Raw genomic sequence first — 20,532 nt, forward strand, 5'->3', positions numbered from 1 at the left:
TGTCGAGCGATTTCGACCTACGATCCAGCAGGTGCGCCACCCGGCGCTCGGTTCTCGCCAGCGACCAACGACCAATGGAGCGTCTATGTCTGTTCAGGGTTCGATTCTCGGCCACGCCGTGCTTCGTCGTGAGGATCCGTCGCTCCTACGGGGAGCCGACAAGTACTACGACGACCTGGCCATCGAGGGCCTGGGCCACGTCTTCTTCGTCCGCTCGACCTTCGCCCACGCCGACATCGCCGGCATCGACACCGCTGATGCTGCCGCCATGCCCGGCGTGGTGGCCATCTTCACCTCCGACAACCTCGAGGTCGCCGACTTCGTCGGCATGCCCGGCATGCCCACCCGTCCGTCGCTGGCCAAGGGCAAGGTGCGCTACGTCGGCGACATCGTTGCCATGGTCGTCGCCGACACCCGTGAGGCCGCGGCCGACGCCGCCGAGGCCGTGGTCGTCGACTACGAGCCGCTCGGCGTCGTGACCGATGCCGAGGCCGCGGTCGCCGACGGTGCGCCGTTGCTCTTCCCCGACACCGGCTCCAACATCGTGTTCGCCATCGGGATCAACGAAGACGTCGACCCGCTCGAGGGCGCCGATCATGTAACCGAGGCTCGTGTCGTGTCGCAGCGCCAGGCCGGGGTGCCGATGGAGCCGAACGGCACCGTGGCCATCCCCAAGCCCGATGGACACCTCGAACTGTGGATCCCCAGCCAGAACCCGGTCGCGGTGCGTGACGCGCTGGCCGGTCTGCTCGGCATGGAACCGGGCAATGTCCGAGTAGCGGCCCCTGCCGTCGGTGGCGGCTTCGGTCCGAAGGCCGGTGCTTACACCGAGCACCTCCTCACCGCCCGTGCCGCCCTCGAGCTTGGCCGCCCGGTCAAATGGACCGAGGAACGCAGCGAAGACATGGTGTCGCTCGCCCACGGTCGCGACATGGTGCTCTACGGCAAACTCGGCACCACCAACGACGGTGTCATCACCGGTATCGACATCAAGGTCGTCGCCAACGCCGGCGCCTACCCGGCCATCGGTGCCATCCTGCCGATGTTCACCCAGACCATGAGCCAGGGCGTCTACAACATCCCGAAGTTGCGCTACTCCGCCATCTCGGCAGCGACCAACACCACGCACGTCGCCGCCTACCGCGGCGCCGGTCGCCCCGAAGCCACCCAGCTGCTCGAGCGCATCATCGACATCGCCGCCGACGAACTCGGGATCGATCCGGCCGAGATCCGTCGCAAGAACTTCCTCCAGCCCGACGCCTTCCCGCTCACCACCCACGGCGGAGCGAACTACGACTCGGGTGAATACGAAAAGGCGCTCGACGTCGCCCTCGAGAAGTCGGGCTACGCCGACCTCCTCGCCGAGCAGGCCACTCGTCGGGCTTCCGGCGATCCGAAGCAGATCGGCATCGGTGTCTCGGCGTACGTCGAGGTCACCGCTCCGGCCGGGCTCCACGTCGAGTACGGCGCGGTCGAGGTCAACGACGACGGCACCGTTACCGCGAAGGTCGGCACCTCGGCCCACGGTCAGGGCCACATCACGGCCTTCTCGATGATCATCTCCGACATGCTCGGGGTGCCGATGGAGGCGGTCACGGTGCTGCAGTCCGACACCGACGACATTCCTCGCGGGGCCGGCACCATGGGGTCGCGTTCGCTGCAGACGGCCGGTTCGGCGGTCCACGTGGCGTCCGAGACCGTGCTCGAACGGGCGAAGAAGCTGGCGGCGCACCTGCTCGAGGCGAGCGTCGACGACATCGTCAAGGGCGACAACGGTCTACAGGTGGCGGGCGTGCCGTCATCGGCGATGAGCTGGGCCGAGCTCGCGCAGGCGGCGAAGGACGACTCGAAGCGTCCCGCCGATGTCGAAGCCGGCTTGGCGTTCGAGCTCGACTTCGATGGCACCGACTCCACCTTCCCGTTCGGATCGCACATCTCGGTGGTCGAGGTCGACACCGAGACCGGTGAGGTCACGATGCTGCGCCACATCGCCGTCGACGACTGCGGTCGGATCCTCAACCCGCTGCTCGTCACCGGCCAGCAGCACGGCGGCATCGCCCAGGGCGCGGCGCAGGCCCTTTATGAAGAGGTGCGCTACGACGCCGAGGGCAACCCCATCACCTCGAACCTGATGAACTACGCCATGCCATCGGCGGCCGAACTCATCAGCTTCGAGACCTACAACACCGAGACCGCCAGCCCCCGCAACCCGCTGGGCGCGAAGGGCATCGGTGAGTCGGGCACCATCGGTTCGACCCCGGCGATCCACAACGCGGTGGTCGACGCGGTGTCGCATCTGGGGGTGCGCCACATCGACATGCCGCTCACCTCGGGCAACGTGTGGGCGGCCATCCAAGCCGCTCGCTAGTCGCCAACAGCACCCGCTTCCCGGAGCCGATGGCCTTGCGCCATCGGCTCCTCCCGTTTTCAACGGAGCTCCGAAACGCGCTCCAGCGATTGCGGTACTGTCGATGCGACGAGATGGAGCAGCAAGCATCAATCCACAGTTCGTCGTCGGAAAGGACCGGCTTGCAAGACTCACACAACGGCGACAATCCGTTGCACCACGACCACCCTCCTGCTCCTACGCTCGACACTCCTCGGTTGCTGACCTCCATTCCCGTGCCGGTGCTGATCACCGACCTCCGGGGCCGCATCCTCCACACCAACCGCCAACTCGACCACCTCTTCGGGTACGACGATGATGAGCTCACCGGTTCGATGGTCGAGGTCCTGCTCCAGTTGAGTGACCGCCTCGCCCACCCCGAGCTTCGCGAGGCGTATGTTCAGCTCACCCAGCGGCGGCAGATGGCCTCGTATCGCGAAATCACCGGCCTCGGCAAGGGCGGCCACCGCGTGCCGGTCGACGTTCACCTGCAAGCGATCGAGCTCGACGGCTCGGGGGCGATCATGGCGGCCGTCATCGACGTGCGGCGTTGGGCTGACAAGCTGAATCGCGCTCGCCAGGCGCTCGACGCCGCGTCGAGCGGGATGGTGATGGTCGATGACGACGGCGTCATCATGCTGGTCAACGCCAAGCTCGCCGAGATGTTCGGCTACGAGAACGACGACTTGATCGGTTCTCGCATCGAGACGCTGGTGCCGGCCGAGCTGCGCCGCCGCCACGATGTCTACCGCCGCAGCTTTGGCGCCGAGCCCACCGAGCGAATGATGGAGACCGGCCGCGACCTGTTCGGCCAACGTGCCGATGGCTCGACGTTCCCGTTGGAGATCGGACTGATGCCGATCGAGGGCCGAGGCGAACGCCTCGTGATGGCCACGGTCATCGACACTACCGAGCGTCGTCATGCTGAGCATGAGATCGAGCGGCGAAATCTCGAGTTGCTCGGGCTGAATGCCGAACTCGTTCAACTGAACTCCGAACTCGAGCAGGTTGCCCACAGCGCGTCGCACGACCTGAAGGCTCCGTTGACGACCTTGGACGGCTTGCTGAGCTGTGTTGCCGAAGATCTTGCCGCTGGCGATCACGAGTCGGTGCTGGTGAACGTCGATCGCTGCCAGGCGCTCGCTCGGCGGCTGGGTCGCCTGATCGAGGACATCCTCGGACTCGCCGGACCCGATCACCACGACAGGGAATGGATCGACTTCGCCCAACTGATCGCGCTGGCGATCGACGCGTTGCAGGGCACGTTCACCGATCATCAGGTGACCCTGAGTGTCGATGTGCCCCCTTGTCGATTGTTCACCTCGCCGATCCGTGTCTCGCAAATCGTGCAAAACCTGTTAAGCAACGCGGCGAAGTTCTCGCATCCTGCCCGCCCGGAGCGCCGTGTCAGCCTCGCCGCCGAGGTCGTCGGGACCGATCTGGTCCTGACCGTCAGCGACAACGGCATCGGCATCCCTCCCGGCCACGAGCTGGAGGCATTCGCCAGGTACGGGCGGGTGGCGAACCACGAACAGCCGGGAACCGGCCTTGGGTTGGCCCTCGTCAAGCGGCACGTCGATCAGATGGGCGGCACCGTGTCATACGAGAGTTCGTCCGAAGGGACCACGTTCCGAGTGGACCTGCCCAACGTCGTCGCAGATCCCGATGCAACACCGGAGTTTGTCAGCCATGAAGGGCAAACGTGACCACACAAATCAAGGTGATCGTCGCCGATGACGACGAGCTCGATCGCTACGTCGCCAAGCGGGTTCTTCGCAAGGAGGCGCAGATCGGCACCGTCGGTGAGTGCGGCGACGGGCGACAGCTGATCGACTTGATGCGCTCACCGCAGTTCGCCGAGGAATGGGGTCCCCACCCGCCGCCGGTGCTGGTGCTCCTCGACATCAACATGCCGCTGATGTCCGGCTTCGATGTGCTGAACGAGCTCTCGACGCCGTCGCCTCTCGTTGACGCGGACGGTGCCACCGTGACGCCGGAGAAGGTCTACGTCGTGCTGATGCTGACGTCGTCGGTGTCGTTCCACGACCGTCAACGTGCGGCGTCGCACGATTTGGTCGTGGGGTACATCGAGAAGCCCCTCGACAGCGTGAAGCTCTCGAGGGCGTTGGCCGGCCTCTATCCGACCGAAATCGGGCCCGACGCCGCGAGCTGATCCCGTGTGTGGTGCTCAGGATCGACGCGGTCGTGGCCACCACGCAGCTCGCGGTCGGCCTGGCGGAAGGCGGCCGTGATCGGCGTGTCAGGTCGCAACGGGCTGGTCCCCAGCAATGCTCGTAGGCCCACGCCCGGAGCGAGCGCGTCGAGCACCCCATTGACGGCCATGTTGATGCCGTCGGTGAAGGCCACACGCTGGATCGGTGGGAGGTCGAACACGACCATGCCCAGCTCGCCGGCGTCGAGCGTGGCGATCAGATCGGTCGAGCGGATCATCGCCGACACATGACGAGCGATGGTGGCGACGAGGTCGGCGTCGGTGACAGCCTCGCCATCGGCGTCTTCGAGCACGACGAGGAGCAGGAACGCCGACGGGCATCCCAGGTTCGTCAGGCGCGACTCGATGGTCGTGATCAGGGCGTGGCGATCCAACACAGCCCCCTCCATCGGCACATCAGTGGTCGCACTTGAGGAACGGCGGGTCGTCATGAGCTACAGGAAAGCATCGAACAGCCCGGACGCGTCCGCGCCCAATCCGGTCGCTTCGCTGCCAGGTGTTCCATCGCCGGCTGTTCGTCATACGGATGCCGGAGCGTGTCGAGCAGCTCGGCGATCTTCGATGCATCACCGGCTTCGGCGGCGTCGATCGCGAGTTGGGCGAGGTAGTTGCGCAGCACGTACTTGGGGTTGACCGCGTTCATCGCCGCTCGGCGGTCGGCGGCACTTGGCGCTGTGTCGCCGAGGGACGCAAGCCGCTCGGCGAGCGCATCGAGCCAGGCATCGATCCCGGCCCGTACGTCGTCGGTGAGCTGTTCGGGCTGGTAGTAGGCATCGAGCAGGGGAGTGAAGCGCTGGTCGCCCTCGGCATCGAGATCGACGTCGGCCAGGCGGCGGTAGAAGATCGTCATGTCGGTCTCGGCCGATTGGAGGACCGCAACGACCCCTTCGATGAGGGCGTCGTCGGTGGCCGGATCGAACGACGGCAGACCGAGCTTCGCTGCCATCATCTGCTGGTAGCCGGCCTGGTAGCGGTCGACGAACGAATCGAGCGCCGCCTGTAGGGGCTCGACATCGCCGATGAGTGGCAGCAGCGCGGCGCCGAGTTGGGCGAGGTTCCAGTGTGCGATCTGCGGCTGTTGGCCGAAGCGATAGCGTCGGTGCTGGGCGTCGGTGGTGTTCGGCGTCCAGGACGGGTCGAAGTCCTCGAGCCAACCGTAGGGGCCGTAGTCGATCGTGAGCCCGAGGATCGAGAGGTTGTCGGTGTTCATCACACCGTGAACGAACCCGACCCGCATCCACTCCACCATGAGGTCGGCCGTGCGATCGCTGACTCGGGCGAAGAGGGCGGTGTAGGCCGCGGCCGAGTCGTCGGGCGTGGCCGGCGTCAGGTCGGGCTCATGACGTTCGATCGTGTGGTCGAGCAAGGCACGGAGCAGATCGAGTTCGCCTCGAGACGCCGGGAGTTGATAGTTGCCGAAACGAAGGAAGCTCGGAGCGACCCGGCAGACCACGGCGCCGAGTTCGGCCTCGGGGCGGCCGTCATAGAACATGTCTCGCACGACCTTGTCGCCGGTCAATGCCAGGCTCAACGCCCGAGTGGTGGGCACGCCGAGTGCGTGCATCGCCTCGCTGCAGAGGTATTCGCGGACCGACGAGCGGAGCACGGCCAGGCCATCGGCGCCTCGCGAGTACGGGGTGCGCCCGGCGCCCTTCAACTGCAGCGTCCAGCGCTCGCCTGCGTCGGTCTCGATCTCGCCGAGGGCGATGGCGCGGCCGTCGCCGAGCTGGCCTGCCCAGTTGCCGAACTGGTGGCCGCCGTAGGCCATGGCGTAGGGATCAGATCCGGGAAGCAACTCGTTGCCGGTGACCACACGAGTGAACTGTTCGGTGTCGGCGACCGCATGGTCGAGCCCGAGCTCGTCGAGCATGTCGGTCGAGACCGACAGCAGGCTGGGCGCGCTGGTGGGTGTCGGCTGCACCCGGGAATACGCTGCGCCGAGCACCTGTCGCGACACGACTCGCTCGTCGGGATCGGCCGGCAGCTCGTTGACGAAGCTGTTGGTGAAGCGGAGGTCGTCGAGCCGGCGGCCACCTCGGGCCGGTGCGGATTTGTCGACAGTCGAGGACGTGGGCAGGTCGGGTCGTGAAGCATCCATGTACGTGGAGACAACACGACGGCGCCGACGAGTATTTCGTGCTCGTACCGGTGAGCCACCGATCTCGGCGGGCTCGTGCCGATCAGGTCGCCGGCGACCCGGCGATGCAGACCTGGTTGCGGCCTCGTTCCTTGGCATCGTAGAGGGCGCCGTCGGCTCGCTCGATGATGTCGCTCACCCCCGGTCCGGTGTCGGCAACACCGATCGAAATCGTGACCCGGCCGCCGGGTTGGTTCTCACCCCCGGGAATGGTGGCCTCTTCGACGGCGGCACGAACCCGCTCGGCAACGAGCCCTGCCTCGGCCGCCGAGGCGCCGGGCAGCAACACACAGAACTCCTCACCCCCGTAGCGGTAGACACGATCCTCGGGCCGCACATGGGCGGCGATCGCCTGCGCCACGGATTGGAGGGCGACGTCACCGGCGGCGTGGCCGTTGGTGTCGTTGAAGTTCTTGAAGTGATCGACATCGATCATCACGTACGAAGCCACGTGGGTCGCTCGAAGGGCGGTGATGTCACGATCCAGGCTGCGGCGGTTGGCGAGGCCGGTGAGGGCGTCGAGTTCGGCGAGCGCCGTCGCCGAGCCGTGGGTCTGGGCGGCCAGGAGGGCGGACCCGACGAGTGGCGCCAGCATCTCGAGCGCATCGAGTTCGGCCGGATTGAACTGGCGGGTGGGCCGCCGCACGACCATGAGTGCGCCGATGACCGACCCGTCGGCGACGATCGCCACCGCCGCCATCGCAGCGGGAACCTCGACCAGCGCGGCGTCGTCGGAGGTCACCTGGCTGATCGTCCGCCCGGTGTCGACCACACGGCGCAGAACACTCGTCTCGAGATCGTCGGCCGAGAACAGCTCGCTCGGAGCGCTCGCCATCGGTGTGATGCCTTCGGCCGTGCGTCGCAGCAGGATGCCGCCCTCGGCCTTGACGAGATTCCGGGCCTCGGCGACGGCGATCCTTGCGATTTCGGCGCCATCGAGCGAGGCAGTCATGCGGCGGCTGGCATCGAGCAACTCGACCAACGAGCCTGGCTCCTCCCGAGGCGGAGCGATGGGGAGGGTGACGACCTCGGCCGGCCGTGAGGCCGCCGGAGCCGATGGCGCCGAAGGTTCCACGGTGGTCCCGTCGGCCCCCGGGCGACGGCGAGCGAGCGCAACGGCGAGTCCACCGACCATGGCCAAGACGGCGACGCCGGCGGCCACGAAAAGGCCGATGGGCGTCCCGGCCTCGTCGCTCGACGCGGCCTGGTCTTCGCCGGCGTCGCTCGTCGTGGCGTCGGTGTCGACCAAGGCGAGGTCGGGTGTCGTCGTTGCAGTTGGCTCGGCGATGGTGGTCGACGGCGTCGTGACCTCGTCGAAGAGCTCGGGGTCGGCGAAGAGCGCCACGAAGTCGAACACGGCCGTGTCGTCGGCGAGGTAGCTCTCGTCGGACTCGTCCGTTCGCTCGGCGCCACCCCGCATCAGGAGATCGGCAACGGCGTCGAGCCAGGGGAGAGGATCGACGAACGCGGTCTCGCCGTCCACGAGCCGGTCGGCGAGGTGCTGCTCCACGTCCTCCAACACCCACCGGAGGTTCTCGCTCGGTTCGCGGTCGAGTTGGTCGACGAGGGCGGGAAGCTCGTCGGCGAGGCCGGCGAGCTCACGGCGATAGCCGGCGTCGTCAAGTCCACCGCTCGGGATCGTGCGAGCAAGGTCGGCGATGATGAGATTCAGCCCCGGGTCCTCGTCGCGTGCGAACGCGCCGAGTTCGGCGAGCGCGTCCATGCCGAGTACGAGTCGTCCGGCGATGGCTCGGTGCAGTTCACTTCGATCGTTGCCGGGTGACGAGGCGTCGACGCTCTCGTCGGGGACCGGCGCCGTCGGTGCGATGTCATCCACCACGTCGCTTCGGCTGTAGGCCCAGGGGCCGCTCGACGGCGTTGAGGTGGCCGAGACGAGCGCCGCCGACCGCGTGGTCGTCGACGTCGTCCAGCTCGGATCGTTCGCGTAGGGATCCGTCATGTAGGGATCGTTGGCGTAGGGATCGTCCATGTATGGATCCGTCATGTACGGATCGTCCATGTATGGATCGTTGGCGTAGGGATCGTTCATGTATGGATCCGAGTCGTACGGATCGTTCATGTACGGGTCTGAGTCGTACGGATCCGAGTAGTACGGATCCGAGTCGTACGGATCGCTCGCGTAGGGGTCACCGGCGTACGGATCGGTCCAGTACGGGTCGGAACACGAGGGATCGACGGACGGGTCGCAGGCAACGGCCGCCGTGGGAGCGACGACCATCGCTGCAACGGCGAGCACGAACCCGAGCACACCGCTTCCCGCCCGCTGACGCCGCAACCTCGACGGGTGGACAGCGCCACGAGGTCGAACGGCCAACAGCCGCCCGTCATCGACGCGCCTCTCGAGATCCCTCACCAGTGCCATGGAGTGAACCATCGGCCGATCGGTGCCCGTGGTGTAGATCGTGATCTGGGTCGAACGAACCATTTCCGTCGTTCTGGCCGGTCGTCGGTCGGTGTGATCGCCGATTTCGTCGTCGGCGATGATCGCTCTAGGGTCCGGTGATCCGTTCGACGACGACGCTGGGGGCAGCAATGAGCTGGGACTTCGAGACCGAGGCAGATTTCCAAGAGAAGCTCGACTGGGTGGACCGATTCGTGCGAGAGGAGATCGAGCCCCTCGACATGATCCTCGAGGATCCCTACGACAAGAGCGACAAGGTCGCCATGGGCATCGTGAAGCCCTTGCAGCAGCAGGTGAAGGATGCCGGACTCTGGGCGTGCCACCTCGGTCCCGAACTCGGCGGCCAGGGCTATGGCCAGGTCAAGCTCGCTCTCCTGAACGAACTCCTGGGGCGCACTCGCTGGGCGCCGTCGGTGTTCGGCGCCCAGGCGCCCGACTCGGGCAACGCCGAGATCCTGGCCCACTACGGCACCGACGAGCAGAAGGCTCGGTTCCTCCAACCGTTGCTCGACGGCGAGATCTCGTCTTGCTATTCGATGACCGAGCCGCACGCCGGTGCCGACCCGACGCTGTTCGAGACCACCGCCGTTCGCGACGGCGACGAGTGGGTGATCAATGGCTACAAGTGGTTCTCGTCCAACGCCCGGTTCGCCAGCTTCTACATCACGATGGTCGTGACCAACACCGAGGTCAGCGCCTATCAGGGGATGTCGATGTTCATCATCCCGGCCGATACTCCGGGCATCAAGATCATCCGCAATGTCGGCGTCGGCACCGAGCCCGAGAGCGAAGCGTCGCACGGCTATCTCCACTACGAAAATGTGAGAGTTCCCGCCGACCACTTGCTCGGTGGTGAGGGGCAGGGGTTCGTGATCGCCCAGACCCGCCTGGGCGGCGGTCGTATCCATCACGCCATGCGCACCATCGCTCAGGTGAAGCGGGCGTTCGACATGATGTGTGAGCGGGCATTGAGCCGCGAAACTCGGCACGGGTCGCTCGCCACGCTGCAGATGACCCAGGAGAAGGTTGCCGACAGCTGGATCCAGATCGAGCAGTTCCGTCTGCTCGTGCTGCGGACCGCCTGGCTCATCGACAAGCACCAGGACTACAAGCGGGTCCGCCACGACATTGCTGCGGTGAAGGCAGCGATGCCGACGGTCTACTTCGATGTCGTGCAGCGGGCGATGCAGCTGCACGGTGCGCTCGGCATCTCCAACGAGATGCCCTTCTCTTCGATGATGGTCGGCGCGCAGGTGATGGCCATCGCCGATGGTCCCACCGAAGTCCACAAGGTCACGCTCGCACGCCAGGTACTCAAGCAGCACACGGCCCACGAGGGTCTGTGGCCGTCGGCTCACATCCCCACTCGACGAGAGGCGGCCATCGCTCGGTATGCCGATGCGATCGAGGCCATCGTCGGCAACGAGTGATCCGCCACGGTCGCAGGCCGGTCCTGCGATCGATGTCCCTGCACCACCACACTTCCCGTTCCAGCACCCGAAAGTCCTCACCATGACCGACCTTGCAGCATCCGCGCCCTCCACCGACGCCGACATCGTCAACGCCGCCGTCGACGCCCTTCTCGCCGAGCATGACCCTTCGACCGAGTCGTACGCCGAGTTCCGCGGCCATCAGTTCGATGCCGGGTTGGCGTTCCTCCACTTCCCGAAGGGCCATGGCGGGCTCGGGTTGCGACCCGAGCTGCAGCGCATCGTCGAGCAGCGCCTGCGTGAGGCCGGTGCCAAGCCGATGAACCAGGCGCAGTTCTTCATGTACCTGGCGGGGCCGACCATCGTGACGCATGGATCCGACGCCCAGAAGGAACGCTTCCTCCGCCCGATGTTCACCGGCGAGGAGCGGTGGTGCCAGCTGTTCAGCGAGCCTGGCGCCGGGAGCGACTTCGCCGGCCTTGCCGCTCGGGCAATTCGTGACGGTGACGAGTGGACCGTCAACGGGCAGAAGGTCTGGAACACGATGGCCCACCTTGCAGACTGGGGCATGCTGGTCACTCGTTCCGACCCGAACACGCCAAAGCACAAGGGCATGACCTACTTCGCGCTCGACATGAAGTCCGAAGGTGTCGAGGTGCGGCCTTTGCGTCAGATCACCGGTGAGGCCGAGTTCAACGAGGTCTATCTCACCGATGTCCGTGTGCCCGATGCCAACCGCATCGGTGACGAGGGTGACGGCTGGCGGGTGTCGCTCACCACGCTGATGAACGAGCGAAACGCCATCGGCTCGGGCACGGGCGGTGGACCACCCAAGCGTGGGTCGGGTGCGATCGGTGCGGTCGTCGACATCTGGAACTCGCTGCCCGAGGATCGCAAGACCCCGGTGAAGCGAGATGCCGTCATGAAGGAATGGGTCAAGGCCGAGGTGCTGCGTCTGACCAACATGCGTGGTGCTGCCAACCGCAAGGCCGGCAATCCAGGTCCGGAGATGTCGGTCGCCAAGCTGGCGGCGGCCGACGTCAACAAGTCATGTATGGAGCTGGCGGTCACGCTGCAGGGCCCGGCCGGGCTCGTCGACTTCGACTACACGTTCCGTCGGCCCGAGGACCTGTCGGTGTCGGGCATCGAGAACGGCGTCGGTCACTCGTTCCTTCGCGTGCGGGCCAACTCGATCGAGGGCGGTACGAGCGAGATCATGCGCAACATCGTCGGGGAGCAGGTTCTCGGCCTGCCCGGCGAGCCCCGGGTCGACAAGTCGGTCAACTGGATCGACGTCCCCCGCAACTGACCGCCCGCCGGCGCGGGCGGCGTCGTCAGGCGAGGGCGGCTCGCACCCGTTCGAGCTCGGCTCGGTCGGTGCCGCCCCACGCCAGGTAGTCCTCGATCGAGCCGTAGTGCCGACGGATCCGATCGAGGAAGCCCCGCATGGTGGCGGGAACTGCCCCGAGCAGTTGGGCTTGTTCGCGGTCGCCGAATCCGATGGCTGCCAGGAGTGAACGTCGCTCGGTCATGGGGTTGTCTCGTTGCCCGTCGCCCTGTTGGGCGAGGGCGTCAGCCGACCTCGCGTAGTCGAGCGCGATGAGGTGGTCATCGACACCGGCAAGCGCGAGCGCCAGCGCAGCGATGATGCCGGTGCGATCCTTGCCCAGCGTGGCGTGGAAGATCACGGGCTCGTTGTCCAACACCGAGGCGATGAGCTCGGCGATCGTCAGGGCGATGGCGCCGGAGTTCGACGCTGCGATGCCGAGGTAGAACTCGAGCATCAGGTCGCCACCGAGTTCGGAGCGCCGGTCGGCCAGGTGCTCGAGTTGTTCGAGCATCGGGATGTGGACGGTGACGATGTCGGGGTGCTCGAAGACTCCGTCGGCCGATCGTTCACGGTCGGTTCGCAGGTCGAGGACGCGTCGAACACCAAGGTCGGCGACGAGCTGGGCGGCATCGTGCCCGCACCGGTGGAGACCATCGGCTCGGTAGATCAGGCCGCTGCGCAGCCGAGCGTTGGCCGGCTTTGCCGATGCGAGGTCGCGAAGGTTACGCACCCCGCGCAGACCCAACATCGGGTCGTCGCGCCGCCCTCGATCGAGGTGTCGGCGACGATCGATCACGGTGTGGGTCGCTGCTGGCTGATCGGGAAACCCGTCCACGGCGCCCACCGTATGTCAGTTTCGTTGCAATTGCTGGCGAAGGCCGTCACCGAGCCGTCACGTGAAGGTGTATCGGTTCGGCGTCGTCGGGCATCAATTCGGCCGAGTCGCGGCCCTCCGCTAGGTTTCCGACGTGTCCAATGCTGCAGCTGACCCCACCGAGACCCCCGGCTACGACCGCCCCGCAGTGGAGGCGTGGATCGCCGAGCACGTCACCGGGCTGACCCCACCGTTCGAGTGGGTCCGGCTCGAAGGCGGCCACTCCAACCTCACCTTTGCCCTGACCGACCCCGAGGGTCGACGAGCCGTGATCCGCCGTCCACCGCTCGGCACCCTGCTGCCGAAGGCGCACGACATGGGGCGTGAGTTCAAGGTGATCTCCGGCCTCGGTCCCACGGCGGTACCGGTACCGGTCGCCCACGGGTTCTGCGAAGACGAGTCGGTGACCGGCGCTCGCTTCTACGTGATGAGCATGGTGGAGGGCAAGGCGCTCTATACCAACGACGACGTCGAGGCCTATCTTCCGATGGAGGCTCGACCGGTCATGGCGAACTCGTTCATCGACACCCTCGCTGCGCTGCACTCGGTCGATCCCGACGCCGTGGGGCTCGGCGATCTCGGTCGTCCAACCGACTACGTGGCTCGTCAGCTTCGCACCTGGTACGGCTCGTGGACCTCCTCGGCCCAGGGCGCCCAGTACGACGACCAACGCATCCACGACCTCCACGACTACTTCCAGTCGAACATTCCCGAGCAGGGCCCGGGTCGCGTGGTGCACGGCGACTACGGCACCCACAACGTCATGATCGGGACCGATGGCAACATCACCGCCGTGCTCGACTGGGAGATCGCCACGCTCGGCGATCCGATGGCCGATATGGCCTACGCACTGAATGCCTGGGTCAACAAGGAGGAGCTCGAAGCCAGGGGGATGACCGCTACGTCGGCCACCACCGCGCCCGGATTCCCGTCGCGGGAGGTGCTCGCCGAGCGCTACGCCGCCGCCACCGGCGCCGACCTGTCGCAACTGGCGTACTACCGATCGTTCAACTCCTTCAAGACCGCGTGCATCCTGCACGGCGTCTACGCCCGCTACATGATGGGACAGAAGTCCACCGAAGGTGTCGACATCGAAGGCCTCCGGCTGCGCATGCTGGATGCGATCGACGTCGCCGCCGACGGCGTCGACACGTGATCCTCACGCCGACGGTCGAACTCGTCGGTTCCTTCGTCGACAACGTGCTTGGGGATCGCGACGTCCATCAACTGTCGCTCCGGCATCGATGCGGGATGCAGCTGACGCTGACGACGTTCGGGGCCGGCATCATCTCGGTGGCCGTTCCCGACACCGAGCGGCCAGGTTCGACCGTGACCATCACCCATGGCCCCGTCGACCTGACCTCGCTGCAGACGGTCACGGGCCGGGCCGTGGGCTCGACGATCGGGCGGGTGGCGAACCGGATCGCCGGAGCGGACTTCGAGTTGGACGGGACCGTCTATCGCCTCGAGGCAAACGAAGCGCCGAACCACCTCCACGGTGGTTCCCGCGGCTTCCACCAGCAGGTGTGGGAGTACGAACTGCTCGACGACACCACGGTTCGCTTCACGCTCGACAGCCCCGACGGCGAGGGTGGGTACCCGGGCACTGTCCACGCCGAGGCCACCTACCGGCTCGGTGACCGCCGCATCGACATCGACTACACCGCAACGACGGACTCTCCGACGCCGATCAACCTCACGAACCACGCCTACTGGAACCTGGCCGGTGGCACCACACTCGGCGATCACCGTCTACGGATCGGGTTCGATGACGTGCTCCTGGTGGGCAACGACGGGATCCCGCTGCCAGGTCCACCGGTACCGGCCATCGACACCCGGTTTCACTGCAACGAGCAGCACGAGCTGGCGAGTGTGCTGGCGGAGGGCGGCCTCGACCACTGCTTCGTCGGCCCGATCGATCCCGAGCGCGAAGCCATCGTGCTGGAACACCCGGCTTCAGGTCGCCGGTTGCGTATCACGACCAACCAGCCCGGCGTGCAGGTCTACACCGGCCAGCATTTCGTGCCGCCGCAGCCATCGATCGCCTTCGAGCCTCAGGGGTGGCCCGACAGTCCGAACCGACCGGACTTCCCGTCGTGCATCCTGCGTCCGGGCGAGACCTACCACCACCACTCGGTTTATCGCTTCGACTGGTGAGCCTGGCTCGCCACCGATCGGCGTGATACACCACCCGGTCTGCTAGAACCAACCGGTGATCAGGCTGCTGTTCGAGGTGGCGCGGGGGAGCTTCCGGCGAGCATCGAGCTACCGGGTGGCAACGGCGTCGGGGGTGTTCGTCAACACCGTTTTCGGCGTGCTGCGAGCCTCGGTTCTCGTATATCTCGCTGCGGAGAACGGTGGCTCGGTCCGAGGGATGACCGGGAGCGAGCTGGCGACATTCGCCTTCGTGTCGCAGGGATTCATCATGCTCGTCGGCATGTTCGGCGACCCCGAGCTGGCCAACCGCATCCGCACCGGCGACGTCGTCATCGACCTGTATCGGCCCGTGGATCTGCAGTGGTGGTGGCTGTCGTCGTGGCTCGGGTCCGCCGCGTTCCAGCTCGTCGGGCGGGGACTCCCACCTGTGCTGCTCGGAGCGCTGCTGTTCGATCTGACGTGGCCCGATCCCTGGTGGCACTGGTTGGTCTTCGCCGTGTCGGTCGTGCTCGCCAGCGTCATCGGGTTCGCTGTCCGCTTCTGTGCATCGCTGGTGACGTTCTGGCTGATGGACAGTCGCGGGATCGATCAGATGGTCACGCTCGTGATGAACTTCTTCGCCGGACTGCTGCTCCCGCTCAATCTGTTCCCGTCATGGCTCGAGACGGTGGCAAGAGCGTTGCCGTTTGCCTCGATGATCCAGCTTCCGGCCGAAATCTTCCTCGGCCAGCGAGATGGCATCGAACTCGTCGGGGTCATCGCCCAACAGCTGTTCTGGATGGTGGCCATGCTGGGGATCGGACGATGGATGTTGTCGAGGGCGACGTACCGGGTGGTGATCCAAGGTGGTTGAGGCCCTGGTGCAGCGTCGTCGACTGTGGCCGCTCTACCGCCGCTTGGTCGGCGCACGAATCCGTTCGGCATGGCAATATCGAACGTCCTTCCTGACCTTCGCGATCGCCCAGGCGATGGTGACCACGCTCGAGTTCTCGGCGCTCGTGATCCTGGTCAGCCTGGTTCCGTCGCTCGGTGGTTGGACTCGGCCGGAGGTGGCGCTGCTCTATGCGCTGGCAGCACTGCCATTCGGTCTGGCCGACTTGTTCGTCAGCAGCGTCGATCGAGTGCCGCAGTATGTCCAGGCCGGCACGTTCGACCGCGTCCTCCTTCGCCCGATGCCAGCGTTGTTCCAGATGTCGGCGCTCGAGTTCGAACTGCGCCGTGTCGGCAAGGCCGTCCCACCGTTCGCCGTGCTCCTGTGGGCGCTGCCCACCGTCGACGTCGTGTGGACGATCGGACGGGTCGCGACGCTCGCGATGGCCCTCGTCTGCGGCACGATGATCTACGCAGCGCTGTGGATCGGCACGGCCTCGGCGGCCTTCTGGATCGTGGCGACCGAGCAGGCCGCCAACGCCGTCACCTACGGCGGTGAGTTCGCCAATGAGTACCCGCTGCATCTGTACCGCCCGGCGATTCGACTGGTGCTGGGCTGGGCGATCCCGCTCGCGTTCGTCGCCTACGTTCCATCGCAACATCTGCTCGACGCCGCCAATCCGCTCGGCATGCCGTCGTGGCTGATCTGGGCGACGCCGCTCGTCGCGGTCGCCACGCTGGGCGTTGCGATGCTCGCCTGGGCCGTGGGAATTCGTCACTACCAGAGCACGGGAAGCTGAGTGATGGCGGCCGACCACACGATCCAGAAGGATCATCCGGCGGTGCGGCTCCGCCATGTGCACAAGCGCTACGTGGTGCGAACCAAGGGCGGGAGGCTGCGTCGGCGTCGGATCGAGGTGCACGCCGTCGACGACGTCTCGTTCGACATCGGCCGGGGCGAGATGGTCGGCTACCTCGGCCCGAACGGCGCCGGGAAGTCCACCACGATCAAGATGATCACCGGCATCCTCACGCCGAGCGACGGCACCGTCGAAGTGCTCGGCCTCCGTCCGACCGCCGATCGTCGGGCGCTGGCCCGCCAGATCGGCGTGGTCTTCGGACAGCGATCGCAGCTGTGGTGGGACCTTCCGTTGATCGACTCCTTCGATCTGTTGCACCACGTCTACGGCACCGATGCCGCTCGGCATGCCCACAACGTGGCGGAGTTCGTCGAGCGGCTCGACCTGGGTGGCTTCCTCACCACGCCGGTGCGCCAACTCTCGCTGGGGCAGCGCATGCGGGGCGAGCTGACGGCGGCCCTGCTCCACGACCCGGCGCTGGTGGTGCTCGATGAGCCGACGATCGGACTCGACGTGGTGTCCAAGCACGCCGTGCGGGCCTTCCTCGGCGAGGTCAACCGCGATCGGGGCACGACCGTGCTCCTCACGACCCACGACCTCGATGATGTCGAGCAGCTCTGCGACCGGATGCTGATCATCGACCAGGGTCGAGTGCTCCTCGACGGAGGTGTTGCCGATTTCAAGGACGAGTACGGCACCCACCGCATGCTCGTGGTCGACTTCGCCGAGGTCGAGGCGCCCGTCGACGTGGCGGCCGCCGAGTTCATGCGAGCGGAGGGTCCGCGGCAGTGGATCCAATTCGACCGACGCACGATCAGCGCATCGGACCTCATCGTGGCGGTCACCGCAGGTCGAGCCGTGCGTGATCTGACGATCGAGGAGCCCTCGATCGAGGAACTCATCCGGGGGATCTATCAGTCACGCCCGGCGACCTGACGGTGCGAGGGCGGCGTGGGGGAGGGAAGCCCACGCCTGGAGCGACCCTAGACCTCGCGAGCTGATTGGACAAGCACCTTGTTCGGAGGGAGGGAACGGGTGTTGCCGTCAGTCGGTGGTCGGCGGGTCGATCGTCTTGGGAACGCTCAGCTCTGGAGCCCGAGTGCCATCATGCCGCCGGTGAGGTTGATCACGTCGTCGAACCCGTTGGCAGCGAGGAAGGCGGCGGCCTGGCCGCTGCGGTTGCCGCTGCGACAGATCAGAGCGACGGTGCGAGTGGCATCGAGTTCGCTCATGCGAGCGGGGATGTCGCCCAGCGGAATGTGGATGATGCCCTCGAGCGCCGCCGCGGCCACTTCGTTGGCTTCGCGGACGTCGACCAGTTGGGCGCCCTGTGCGGCGAGTTCTTGCGCCTGGGTGATCGGAAGTTCACGGTGTGGTGCCGACATGCGAGCTCCTGTCGAGGGGTGTGGGTGTCGAGACGTGCGAGCGAGTGCCCACCAAATGTACGGACAATTTGCGGAGAACGCAACCGGCGCAGTGTGGAGGGGCTCACGACGATGGTGTCGCCGCCGATGGGAGGGTGTCGGCATCTCGGCGTTTCCGGCCGACTCCGCTTCCTGCAGTAGACTACAGACCTCATGACTCGCGACATACAGCGTAAGAACGGCTCGTCCGCAGGCGACCCTGACGCTGCGCCGCGACCGTCCTCGATCCTGCTCGAGTCGCGAGCCTTCGCCGAGTTCGGCATGGTCGCATGGGCCGCCACGATGGCGGCCTATGTCGCTCCTCTCGGGCCGCCACGCCCGGTGTTGGTGCTCCCCGGTTTCGTCAGCGGCGACTCCGCCACGATCGCGCTGCGGCTGTTCCTGCGCTCGATCGGTCACCGACCGCATGGCTGGGGTCTCGGGCTGAACGTCGGAGCCTCGCATCACATTGCCGAGGGTGTCGACCGAACGCTGCGCAACCTCTACCACGAACACGGCGAGCCCATCGACATCGTCGGCTGGAGTGCCGGCGGCATTCTCGGGCGGGTTCTCGCCTCACACCGATCCGAGATGGTGCGCCAGGTCATCAGCCTCGGCTCGCCCATCAACATGCAGTCGCACCAGACCAACATCGGGCACCTCCAACGCTTCTTCGCCCGCTTCTTCCTGGAGCCGCCGCGTCGCTTCGATCTCGACCGGGTCCCGGTGCCGTCCACCACGGTGTGGACTCGCAGCGACGGTGTGGTTCCCGGCCTCGCCTGTCGCCAGACGATCCGGCGAGAAGCCGAAGTGGTCGAGGTCCGCGGCAGCCACACAGGCCTCGGCGCGAACGGGGCGGTGTTCTATCTCGTTGCCGATCGCCTGGCCCTGCCCCGAGGTGACTGGCATCCCTTCGACCCACCTGACCGGTTGCGCCGTCTGTACCCGACGATCGAGAACGAGCGCACCGGCCCGGCCGACGGGTTGGTGCCCGCCGGGCCGTTCCGACCCAAGGAGGCCTGATGCAGCAACTCACGCCCCGTGAAACCGAGCTGATCGCCGCCGAGACTCGGCACAACCTCGGTCATCACTCGCTGTACGTCGAGCTCGAAAAGACCAAGGGTGCGCCGGAACTCACCTTTGACGCGCTGCGGGCTCTGGTCGACGAGCGGCTCCATCTCCTCCCGGGATTCCGTCGCCGTCTGCACCGGGTGCCGCTGCATCTCGATCGGCCGTGGTGGCTCGAAGACCCCGACTTCGACCTCGACTACCACATCCGCCATCTGGCGGTGCCACGATCCGACGGCGACGACGAACTGCACAACCTCGTCGGCCGGCTCCACGAGCGTCCGCTCGATCGCCGGCGGCCGCTGTGGGAGATGTATCTGATCGAACGCTACGACGGCAATCCCGGCCTGTTCATCAAGGTGCACCACGTCCTGATCGATGGCGTGACCGGACTCGATGTCCTGGCGCCGTTGCTCGCCGATCTGACCGATCTCGCACCGGCACCCAAGCGTCGGACCGACCGAGTCCCCGACGACACCGACCTCTTGATCAGGGCTGGCTGGTCGATCGCACGCAGTCCCTGGCGTATGGCCGAGCTGGTGTTCGAGACCACCCGACGCCTTCCCGTGGTCGGACGCTTCAACGTGCTCGGCTCGCTTGCGCCTTGGACCTCACCCAAGGGTGCAGTCGAGCTCCCTGGCTCCGATCATCAGGCGCCGCGAACGTCGTTCAACCGGACGCTCGGCACCCACCGACGTGTGGCGTTCGCCAGCATTCCGATGGCCGAGATCAAGAAGATTCATCACGAGCATGACGTGCGGTTCAACGACGTGGTGCTCGCGCTGATCGCCGGCACCTTGCGCCACTGGCTGGTCCTCCACGACGAGCTGCCGACCGAGCCGATCGTCGCCCTCACGCCGCTGTTGGTCGACTCGATCGACGAACCGTTGGGAACGGCGCTCGTGCCGCTGGCCACGCATCGGCACGATCCGATCGAGCGGCTCCTCGAGATCAGCGCTTCGATGGCCGAACTCACCGACGACATCCACGCTCGCCCGGTCGAGGCCATCCAGGCCGTCTACCACGCATCCCCGGCGGTGGCGGCTCTCGCCTCCCGCCTCATCGTGCGCACCGGCGCCTTCACTCGTCTGATGCCGCCGTTCAATGTGTACGTGGTGAACGTGCCCGGCGGGCCCGAGCAGCAGTTCATCAATGGCTACCGGCTCGCCCACCAATACTCGCTCTCCACCCTCGTCGACGGCACCGGGCTGTCGGTCAGCGCCATGTCGAATGGCGACTCGGTCGACGTCGGGTTCGTCGCCGATCGTGAGCTAGTACCCGACTTGTCGGTCCTCGCCGAGCGGCTTGGGCACGAACTCGACATCCTGTCGGGTCGAGTTGCGGCGTGAGTACAACGCCGCA

The 20,532-nt window shown here is 66.4% G+C and carries 17 protein-coding genes; 12 read left to right on the plus strand and 5 right to left on the minus strand.

Annotated features, from left to right (window positions below):
- Positions 1-85 precede the first annotated feature (85 nt).
- The 3 genes from R2733_20470 (at position 86) to R2733_20480 (ending at position 4,559) form a co-directional block, all read left to right on the plus strand.
- Entirely contained in the window at positions 86-2,368 is a 2,283-nt protein-coding gene (locus R2733_20470; protein ID MEZ5378885.1) for a xanthine dehydrogenase family protein molybdopterin-binding subunit, read from the plus strand.
- A 236-nt stretch (positions 2,369-2,604) separates the two neighbouring features.
- Positions 2,605-4,092: a PAS domain-containing sensor histidine kinase gene (locus R2733_20475; protein MEZ5378886.1), complete on the plus strand. Its 1,488-nt coding sequence runs from the start codon at positions 2,605-2,607 to the stop codon at positions 4,090-4,092.
- Positions 4,089-4,559 (plus strand): response regulator, encoded by a 471-nt coding sequence (locus R2733_20480; protein ID MEZ5378887.1) that lies wholly within the window; start codon positions 4,089-4,091, stop codon positions 4,557-4,559. The genes R2733_20475 and R2733_20480 overlap by 4 nt, the downstream gene beginning before the upstream one ends.
- Here R2733_20480 and R2733_20485 read toward each other — a convergent pair.
- From R2733_20485 to R2733_20495, 3 genes are all read right to left on the minus strand, one after another.
- Complete coding sequence (locus tag R2733_20485) at positions 4,523-4,993, minus strand: hypothetical protein (GenBank protein MEZ5378888.1); 471 nt, start codon at positions 4,991-4,993, stop codon at positions 4,523-4,525. The two genes, R2733_20480 and R2733_20485, sit on opposite strands and share 37 nt — an antisense overlap.
- Positions 4,994-5,046: 53 nt before the next feature.
- On the minus strand, positions 5,047-6,717 hold the full coding sequence (locus tag R2733_20490) for a YdiU family protein (protein MEZ5378889.1): 1,671 nt from the start codon (positions 6,715-6,717) through the stop codon (positions 5,047-5,049).
- Positions 6,718-6,799: 82 nt separating this feature from the next.
- Positions 6,800-9,139, minus strand: coding sequence for a diguanylate cyclase (locus tag R2733_20495; GenBank protein ID MEZ5378890.1), 2,340 nt, complete (start codon positions 9,137-9,139; stop codon positions 6,800-6,802).
- Positions 9,140-9,309: 170 nt separating this feature from the next.
- On the opposite strand from R2733_20495, the gene R2733_20500 reads away from it, so the two are divergent.
- Both R2733_20500 and R2733_20505 read left to right on the plus strand, forming a co-directional pair.
- On the plus strand, positions 9,310-10,608 hold the full coding sequence (locus tag R2733_20500) for an acyl-CoA dehydrogenase family protein (protein ID MEZ5378891.1): 1,299 nt from the start codon (positions 9,310-9,312) through the stop codon (positions 10,606-10,608).
- 82 nt (positions 10,609-10,690) lie between these two features.
- Positions 10,691-11,917 (plus strand): acyl-CoA dehydrogenase family protein, encoded by a 1,227-nt coding sequence (locus R2733_20505; GenBank protein ID MEZ5378892.1) that lies wholly within the window; start codon positions 10,691-10,693, stop codon positions 11,915-11,917.
- Between the two features lie 25 nt (positions 11,918-11,942).
- Here the strand turns inward: R2733_20505 and R2733_20510 are convergent, their stop codons facing one another.
- Positions 11,943-12,773 carry a tyrosine-protein phosphatase gene (locus R2733_20510; protein MEZ5378893.1) on the minus strand — a complete coding sequence of 277 codons (831 nt, stop codon included), beginning with the start codon at positions 12,771-12,773 and terminating at the stop codon, positions 11,943-11,945.
- 133 nt (positions 12,774-12,906) lie between these two features.
- On the opposite strand from R2733_20510, the gene R2733_20515 reads away from it, so the two are divergent.
- From R2733_20515 to R2733_20535, 5 genes are read left to right on the plus strand one after another with little or no spacing between them, the layout of a single operon-like run.
- Positions 12,907-13,968, plus strand: a complete 1,062-nt coding sequence (locus R2733_20515) for a phosphotransferase family protein (GenBank protein ID MEZ5378894.1) — start codon at positions 12,907-12,909, stop codon at positions 13,966-13,968.
- A complete protein-coding gene (locus R2733_20520; protein ID MEZ5378895.1) occupies positions 13,965-14,969 on the plus strand; it encodes an aldose epimerase family protein in 1,005 nt (334 codons plus the stop codon). Before R2733_20515 ends, R2733_20520 begins: the two co-directional genes overlap by 4 nt.
- A 55-nt stretch (positions 14,970-15,024) precedes the next feature.
- Positions 15,025-15,822 carry an ABC-2 family transporter protein gene (locus R2733_20525; GenBank protein ID MEZ5378896.1) on the plus strand — a complete coding sequence of 266 codons (798 nt, stop codon included), beginning with the start codon at positions 15,025-15,027 and terminating at the stop codon, positions 15,820-15,822.
- Entirely contained in the window at positions 15,815-16,639 is an 825-nt protein-coding gene (locus tag R2733_20530) for an ABC-2 family transporter protein (protein ID MEZ5378897.1), read from the plus strand. The genes R2733_20525 and R2733_20530 overlap by 8 nt, the downstream gene beginning before the upstream one ends.
- Positions 16,640-16,642: 3 nt before the next feature.
- On the plus strand, positions 16,643-17,635 hold the full coding sequence (locus R2733_20535) for an ATP-binding cassette domain-containing protein (protein MEZ5378898.1): 993 nt from the start codon (positions 16,643-16,645) through the stop codon (positions 17,633-17,635).
- A 146-nt stretch (positions 17,636-17,781) separates the two neighbouring features.
- Here R2733_20535 and R2733_20540 read toward each other — a convergent pair whose 3' ends face one another.
- On the minus strand, positions 17,782-18,084 hold the full coding sequence (locus tag R2733_20540; GenBank protein ID MEZ5378899.1) for a rhodanese-like domain-containing protein: 303 nt from the start codon (positions 18,082-18,084) through the stop codon (positions 17,782-17,784).
- A gap of 192 nt (positions 18,085-18,276) precedes the next feature.
- On the opposite strand from R2733_20540, the gene R2733_20545 reads away from it, so the two are divergent.
- Both R2733_20545 and R2733_20550 read left to right on the plus strand, forming a co-directional pair.
- Positions 18,277-19,125, plus strand: a complete 849-nt coding sequence (locus tag R2733_20545; GenBank protein ID MEZ5378900.1) for an alpha/beta hydrolase — start codon at positions 18,277-18,279, stop codon at positions 19,123-19,125.
- Positions 19,125-20,519: a wax ester/triacylglycerol synthase family O-acyltransferase gene (locus R2733_20550; GenBank protein MEZ5378901.1), complete on the plus strand. Its 1,395-nt coding sequence runs from the start codon at positions 19,125-19,127 to the stop codon at positions 20,517-20,519. The genes R2733_20545 and R2733_20550 overlap by 1 nt, the downstream gene beginning before the upstream one ends.
- Positions 20,520-20,532: the final 13 nt, after the last annotated feature.

This window comes from Acidimicrobiales bacterium (genome assembly GCA_041394265.1).
Taxonomy (GTDB): Bacteria; Actinomycetota; Acidimicrobiia; order Acidimicrobiales; family SZUA-35; genus JBBQUN01.

Excerpts from the sequence above, each read along its gene's own strand:
- R2733_20470 (MEZ5378885.1), top strand. The coding sequence starts at position 86 with ATGTCTGTTCAGGGTTCGATTCTCGGCCACGCCGTGCTTCGTCGTGAG.
- R2733_20490 (MEZ5378889.1), bottom strand. The coding sequence starts at position 6,717 with ATGGATGCTTCACGACCCGACCTGCCCACGTCCTCGACTGTCGACAAA.
- R2733_20495 (MEZ5378890.1), bottom strand. The coding sequence starts at position 9,139 with ATGGCACTGGTGAGGGATCTCGAGAGGCGCGTCGATGACGGGCGGCTG.
- R2733_20500 (MEZ5378891.1), top strand. The coding sequence starts at position 9,310 with ATGAGCTGGGACTTCGAGACCGAGGCAGATTTCCAAGAGAAGCTCGAC.
- R2733_20505 (MEZ5378892.1), top strand. The coding sequence starts at position 10,691 with ATGACCGACCTTGCAGCATCCGCGCCCTCCACCGACGCCGACATCGTC.
- R2733_20535 (MEZ5378898.1), top strand. The coding sequence starts at position 16,643 with ATGGCGGCCGACCACACGATCCAGAAGGATCATCCGGCGGTGCGGCTC.
- R2733_20540 (MEZ5378899.1), bottom strand. The coding sequence starts at position 18,084 with ATGTCGGCACCACACCGTGAACTTCCGATCACCCAGGCGCAAGAACTC.
- R2733_20545 (MEZ5378900.1), top strand. The coding sequence starts at position 18,277 with ATGACTCGCGACATACAGCGTAAGAACGGCTCGTCCGCAGGCGACCCT.
- R2733_20550 (MEZ5378901.1), top strand. The coding sequence starts at position 19,125 with ATGCAGCAACTCACGCCCCGTGAAACCGAGCTGATCGCCGCCGAGACT.